Below are 255 nucleotides of genomic sequence, written 5' to 3'. Positions count from 1 at the left end.
CGAGGGTGGGTTGAGGATAAGTTGCTTGAATTAGCTAAGGTATTTTGTATCGACGTGTGTGCTTATGCCGTTATGAGTAATCACACGCACTTAGTACTGTATGTAGATGATAAAAAAGCGAATAGGCCAAATGATAAAGCGATTATTATTCGCTGGCATAAACTCTGTAAAGGCACATTGTTAACACAAAAATACATACAGGGTGAAAAGCTAAGTAAAGTTGAACTTATCTTTTTTAATCAAACAGTAAAGCAA

General features: G+C 35.7%; 1 pseudogene. It reads left to right on the top strand.

Going from position 1 to position 255, the window contains the following annotated elements:
* A pseudogene (locus tag PSH50_RS21165) lies at nucleotides 1-255 on the top strand (transposase); the annotation flags it as partial.

It is taken from the genome of Pseudoalteromonas sp. Angola-7, assembly GCF_028599255.1.
Lineage (GTDB): Bacteria > Pseudomonadota > Gammaproteobacteria > Enterobacterales > Alteromonadaceae > Pseudoalteromonas > Pseudoalteromonas atlantica.
The sequence above is the reverse complement of the archived record's forward strand: the minus strand, read 5'-3'. Positions and strand labels throughout refer to the sequence as shown.